Source organism: Mesorhizobium sp. M5C.F.Cr.IN.023.01.1.1 (assembly GCF_003997585.1).
Classification (GTDB): Bacteria; Pseudomonadota; Alphaproteobacteria; order Rhizobiales; family Rhizobiaceae; genus Mesorhizobium; species Mesorhizobium wenxiniae.
In genome coordinates this window covers 1-5,366 of sequence record NZ_RZSU01000199.1, presented here as the reverse complement: position 1 = coordinate 5,366, position 5,366 = coordinate 1, and the positions used below count along the sequence as shown (strand labels likewise).

5 protein-coding genes and 2 pseudogenes are annotated in these 5,366 nt (G+C 58.1%); 1 reads left to right on the top strand and 6 read right to left on the bottom strand.

All coding sequences use genetic code 11. The annotated features are described in order from the left end of the window. Both EOA78_RS37615 and EOA78_RS34930 read right to left on the bottom strand, forming a co-directional pair. Positions 1 to 118, bottom strand: a pseudogene (locus EOA78_RS37615) (ATP-dependent DNA ligase); the annotation flags it as partial. Positions 119 to 546: 428 nt separating this feature from the next. Beyond that, positions 547 to 1,359, bottom strand: coding sequence for a class I SAM-dependent methyltransferase (locus EOA78_RS34930; protein WP_127320218.1), 813 nt, complete (start codon positions 1,357 to 1,359; stop codon positions 547 to 549). 91 nt (positions 1,360 to 1,450) lie between these two features. Between EOA78_RS34930 and EOA78_RS34925 the strand changes: the two are divergent. After that, positions 1,451 to 1,985 (top strand): annotated as a pseudogene (locus EOA78_RS34925) (IS5 family transposase). Between the two features lie 136 nt (positions 1,986 to 2,121). Here EOA78_RS34925 and EOA78_RS34920 read toward each other — a convergent pair. From EOA78_RS34920 to EOA78_RS34900, 4 genes are all read right to left on the bottom strand, one after another. Further along, complete coding sequence (locus EOA78_RS34920; RefSeq protein WP_127320216.1) at positions 2,122 to 2,496, bottom strand: PRC-barrel domain-containing protein; 375 nt, start codon at positions 2,494 to 2,496, stop codon at positions 2,122 to 2,124. 180 nt (positions 2,497 to 2,676) lie between these two features. After that, complete coding sequence (locus tag EOA78_RS34915) at positions 2,677 to 2,934, bottom strand: hypothetical protein (protein WP_127320214.1); 258 nt, start codon at positions 2,932 to 2,934, stop codon at positions 2,677 to 2,679. Positions 2,935 to 3,884: 950 nt separating this feature from the next. Then, the gene (locus tag EOA78_RS34910) at positions 3,885 to 4,364 is read right to left on the bottom strand and encodes an SRPBCC domain-containing protein (protein WP_127320212.1); all 480 of its coding nucleotides are present in this window, start codon (positions 4,362 to 4,364) and stop codon (positions 3,885 to 3,887) included. Positions 4,365 to 5,087: 723 nt separating this feature from the next. Further along, the coding region (locus EOA78_RS34900) for a KTSC domain-containing protein (protein WP_348628522.1) at positions 5,088 to 5,366 on the bottom strand (279 nt) is incomplete at its 5' end.

The following is a 5,366-nucleotide window of genomic DNA, read 5'->3' as shown; positions in this document are numbered from 1 at the left end:
TTGCGCGTAAAGACACGAACTCCGGCCTCGTCAATGATGATCTGTGAGCGGTAGCCGTCGAACTTGACCTCATGGATCAGGCATCGCCTTCCGGAGGCTTGTCGACCAGGGTTGGCATGAGCGGTTCCATGAACTGCAACCGGCCATCGCCGGAACTGCTACTCATACTGGACCCCACGCCACTGACGCGGACTCAAGCCGCCAAATCGGATTCAGTTCCGGATCATTTTAGACAAAATGCATGTTTGGAAGGTTATGGCGACATGGAAGCGAGCGACTGCCGAGCCGCGCTAGAGCTCGTGCGGATGGCGATCGAAGAAACCTGCCCGGCTGGCGTGCTGCCAAGCGAGCAAGCGGTGTTGGGGCTCTATGGGCCGGAGCCAATCCACGAAGCCGAAGCACTTGCCAAGGCGATCATTGCCACGGTCGAAAGGCTAAACCTAGGGCGCGTACTCATAAATTCGGTTCGTGTCCGTTTCACTCCAAAAGCGACGCATTTGCTGCATAGCAGCGGAAGGTCGCGAAGTGCTGGAACTGATCCAACACCTAGACCACCGCTATGATTACGTGTGCCTGAATTTTAGCAGCAACCTCGCCGCTGCCATGTCTCTCTGCAATCACGGATGCGGCGTAGTCGGTTGCAGCTTCAAGTTTCCCTGCGTCTCTGGCCTCAATTTCGTTGCGAAGGAGAGTTCCTTGACAATAAGCAACAGCCGGAAGGCGCGGCGAGGATGCACGGCTTTGTTCGGCTCTCGTCTCGATCACCACACGGGAGAAACCTGCGTCCTCCAGCTCCCTACGGATCAGAGCCGTATCGTGGTAGCCGTGCGGCGTGCGTGCCAGAAAGCGCGGCGGATCGTTCGGGAAAATCTTTGCGAGAGCATTCGTCACATCATCCGCAAATACATTCTCCTCGATGCGATCCCATACGCTGATTAAAAAATGTCCTCCGGGCTTCAAGACTCGCTTTGCTTCGCGGTAGGCAGATGAGCGGTCGGGAAAGAACATCGCGCCGAACTGACATAAAACGAGATCGAAGGCCGCATCCTCAAACGGTAGCGCCAGAGCATCCGCCTTGCTCCATTTGATGCGAATGTCGGGATTTTGTCGCGAAGCAGCATAGTCGAGCATCGGCTGGTTGAGATCAGTTACGATATAGCTTGCAACGGGGGACAGTTTTGGTGCCAGTGCGCGGGTGACAACCCCGGTGCCTGCAGCAGTTTCCAGAACGGCGCTTGGCGACAAGGACGCTGCTCGTTGTGCAAGATCTGCGGCGAACGGCTCGAAAATCAACGGCACCATATGGCGGTCGTAGTTTTCCGGAATCGAGCCAGTGAACACCTTGTCCGTTTCCAACATTGCTATCACTCGGAGTCCGATTGACGGCTCGCGAGATTAGCATAAATCGCCCGGCGTGTGATTCAGAGCTCCCAATCTGGAGTCTCGAAACATGCGCAACGAACTCACCGATCTTGAATGGTCGGCCATCAAGCCGTTCCTGCCGAATAAGCCGCGTGGGGCACGCCGCTTGCGTGCCCCGCAACTGGAGTCAATCCATGGGCCGGTCTCGCGGCGGGCTGACCAGCAAGATTCATGCAGTGGTCGATACGAACGGCCCGCCTGTACGGCTCGCGTTGACGACAGGTGAGTCGCACGACAATCGACTTGTAGGTAAGCTCCTGTCCCGTCTGAAATCGGGGGCGATGCTGTTGGCAGACCGGGGCTATGACGCTGACTGGATCAGGGCCTATGCCGCCGCGAAGGGCGCGTGGGCCAATATCCCTCCGCGACGCAATCGCAACGAGCTGATTTGCTTCAGCCCTTATCTCTACCGTGCCCGCAACTTGGTCGAGCGGTTCTTCAACAAGATCAAGCATTATCGTCGCGTTGCGACACGCTGCGACAGGCTTGCGGCCAACTATCTCGCATTCGTCCAGCTTGCGTCAATCAAGGTATGGTTGCGTGTTAATGAGTCCGCGCCCTAGTAACGCAAAGCCCCCGCCTCACGGAGGGAGGACGCGGGCTGATCGGAGCATCGCCCTCAGCCTTGTCTGCGTGCCGCGGCCGGAAAACCTGGCCGTGTTGCCCCCGCTCTCCGGCGAGCACTGCTAAAGGGTTTAGCTACACCCAGTACGGCCGGACGCCGTAGTAGTCGTAAACGCGGCGGCCACTCTCGGCATCCCAGTCGAAATCCTGGTCGCGAGCATAGCGCGGAGCGCCTTCGACTTGTTCCTTCGTGATGTCAATGCGGAAGCCTCCAAGGCTCTCGTCATAGTCGAGCTTCTGCCACGGCAACGGGTAGTAATCGTCGCCAATTCCAAGAAATCCGCCAAAGCTGAGAACGGCATAAGACACCCTGCCGCCTCTCTTCTCAAGGATCAACCTTTCGACCTGCCCGATGTGGTTTCCCTGGACGTCATAGACATTGGTGCCGATGACCATATCGCTGGCGATGAGATCGTGGGTCTCACGAATGTCGGGGTCCTGGTTCGTCATGATTTGCTCCTTCCCGTCGGTTATGAGCAAAAAACGGGTCCGTGCCCTGGAGGTTCCAAGGAGAACATTTTGCGGACCAGCCGTCAGCAATCTTCTGGCTTGAGCGAGCGAACCATCCGGGGCAGCAATCTTGAGAGGGAACCAAGACCTTGCTGCACGTCCCGAACTTCCGGCTTAAACCTATGTTCCAGCGAGGGTCGAAAAAGCAGGGCCTATTTGCGTTGCATCTATCGACCCCAACGGCAGTTTTGACGCTGAGACGAGTTCGTCCTCGTCAGTGAAACCAGCCGTATAATTTTCAAGGATCCGGGAGGCGAGTACTTCGCGCCTATGTTCGGATTCGCTCTCAATTTTGAGTCGGTCGAACACACGGCCCAGCAAAGCTACTTCGGATGCACTGAAGACGCCAAATTCTTTAGCCTTGCGATAAATCGGCATACCACCCCCTCCGGCTAAAACATTCTGTGAAATAATACGAATTCAGGACATCTCGGACAACAAAAAAGCCGGCCGCACCTTTCGGCACGGCGGGCGAGACGCCTTAGTTCACCAGGCGCCGATTATATATCTGACAAAACCCGCCTACCGCTTGGCAGCTAGCGACTTTGCTTCCCGGAGCAGCGATGCCCAATGGAGCCCGAGGAGGAAGATAAGCTTTCGGGCCTGTTCTTCGGTAATGCCGGTTCTTTGACCAAGCGTCGAACGACGATTTCAGGGCTGTTCGGCGCTCTATCCCGCTCGTCAGCCATAGGAAAGCTCCTTACGTCAACTTCCCTATCTGGCGCTTGTTCCCAATTGCGCGACAAAAAAGTGAGCTAGCCCTAGCCGTAGAGGCAGGGCTCCACCGAAAAATCGGTAACGCCTTGTTGAAGTCGTCCCGCTCTTCGGCCACGGTCTTACGGGCTGTCGATTAAAAGCCCGCGCCTCTGGCGGAGAGCGCGGGCCCCGATCGGGTTGAAGCCCGATCTGCAGCGGGCAGCTGAGGGGGCGTGCCCACTGGTCACGGATAATCATTAGGATTTACTAAAGTTCCACTTGGGGAACACACCCACATACGTCATGCGACGCTGTTGGGTTTTAGTGACGAGGAGTAGCCTCGTTTGAGCATCGGGTTAGCCGCTCGACCGTCTCAATGATCGCCTTGGCCAGCGCCTCGCCCTCATGAACCGGCAAGGGGCCATAAAGTCCCAATACGGCTTCCTCGCTCGGCAACACGCCAGCTGGACACGTCATTTCAATAGCCATGCGGACTAGCTGTAGGCCGGCCCGTTCACTGCGGTCGTCTGCGTCGCGCCCGCGCGGCGCTCCGGCTGTATCATGGCGGCTTCTGCACGCTGGCCAGCGCCTCCACACACACATTTTTGTCCAACTTGCGACGTGCCGATCGTCTATCCGTCTTCTAGGTAGTGTGCCTTCTGAGACGGGTAGTAATCTTCAAATGACGGCAGCGCCTTGCCTTCACGCGCGGCGGCCAGCATGTCGAGGTAGTACTCCCAGCCAGGCCCTACGTCGCCCGCGAGTTTCCGGTCGCTCAGGTGCTGCACCAAGCGCAGCTCGGTCGTGTCGTCCGTCAGCGTCAACGTCAGCTCGATGCGCCACTCGCCGTAGTGATCCTTCATCGTGACGACTAGACGGCGCGGCGCCTCGCATTCTTCGATCGTCACGTTCGTCCACGGCTGGCCCTTCTCATGGACCAGTTGCAGCCGCACGATCTTGCCCGGGCCGGCGTCGCCTTCCCAACTGCCGAACCAGAGCGCGGTGTTCTCGGACTTCGTCACGCTCGTCCAGACGTCATCGATGGGTGCGCGGAACGTGCGCGTGAGGATCAGGTCGTTGCCACGAACGTGGCCGGTGGGCTTGGGGCTCATGCCGTCTCCTTTTTATTGTCGTTCGCGGAAGCGCTGTCACTCATGGTTAGTACGCCAGTCGAGGCCTAGCCCGCCTATTTCTTGCAGGGAATCCAGTCTGGAAAATCGCTGATTTCAGACGAACTTGCCCTTTAAGAATATGACTGCTGCAGAGCCCTTCGTCGATGGCTGGCGTCTGGCTGGCCTACCAGCCTAGACGGCATAGCAAACAGGCCCGTTTCGGCTTTACTCCCCTCGAAGAAAAACCCGCCGACCGAAGCCAGCGGGCCTTCTTCCTCATACCTGCGCCCCAAGTCCCCAGACGGTCCGCCGTGCCCAAGGAAACCCTACGCAACCGCGTTTGTAGAACTAAACCTGCATGCTGCGCCGCATGAGCGCGGCCCTACTGATGCCGCGCGAGCCGGTGCATGGGTGCGTTTGCTTCGGCCAAACTAGCCAGCGCCTGCTCGACTTTTTGAGCCGAGGCGTCAGTGCGCTTAATGTGCCGGATCATTTGCTGCCTCAGCCGCGCGAGCCTTTCGGCGCGATATACATCGCCGTATATCGCAGTTTCAAGGTGGAGGGTCGCGAGCCTCATGGGCGACGATTCCGATTATCTAGCAGTAGAATTCGCGAATCCGCCTTTCGTTCCGATGTCCGACCTTACCCTCGCAAAGGCTGGCCGGACGGCCGCGACGAAACAGCCGCATCCCTGCCAAAAGTGAGATCGTCCGCTGATGCTGCTCAGTCGACCGCGGGTCCAACCAGACGGTAGCGGAAGTGATTGCGGATCTGTTCGTTGAAGAAGCGGCCCTTGGCGAAGGCGGCTCGGAACTCGGCGAAGGTCTCCGGCGGCACGTCCTCAAACTGGTAGCATTTACCGCTGGCCACGAACCACACCGAGAGGACTTTGCGCTCCGGATCGTATTCCGCTTTGTGTATCGAGGTGGACGGCATGACGTGACTACTCCGATCAGGGAGAGAGTCCATCTGAAGTTGCCTGCGCCCCACGGAGGGAAGACG

Coding starts and splice junctions, on each gene's coding strand:
- EOA78_RS34930 (WP_127320218.1), bottom strand. CDS start 1,359: ATGTTGGAAACGGACAAGGTGTTCACTGGCTCGATTCCGGAAAACTAC.
- EOA78_RS34920 (WP_127320216.1), bottom strand. CDS start 2,496: ATGACGAACCAGGACCCCGACATTCGTGAGACCCACGATCTCATCGCC.
- EOA78_RS34915 (WP_127320214.1), bottom strand. CDS start 2,934: ATGCCGATTTATCGCAAGGCTAAAGAATTTGGCGTCTTCAGTGCATCC.
- EOA78_RS34910 (WP_127320212.1), bottom strand. CDS start 4,364: ATGAGCCCCAAGCCCACCGGCCACGTTCGTGGCAACGACCTGATCCTC.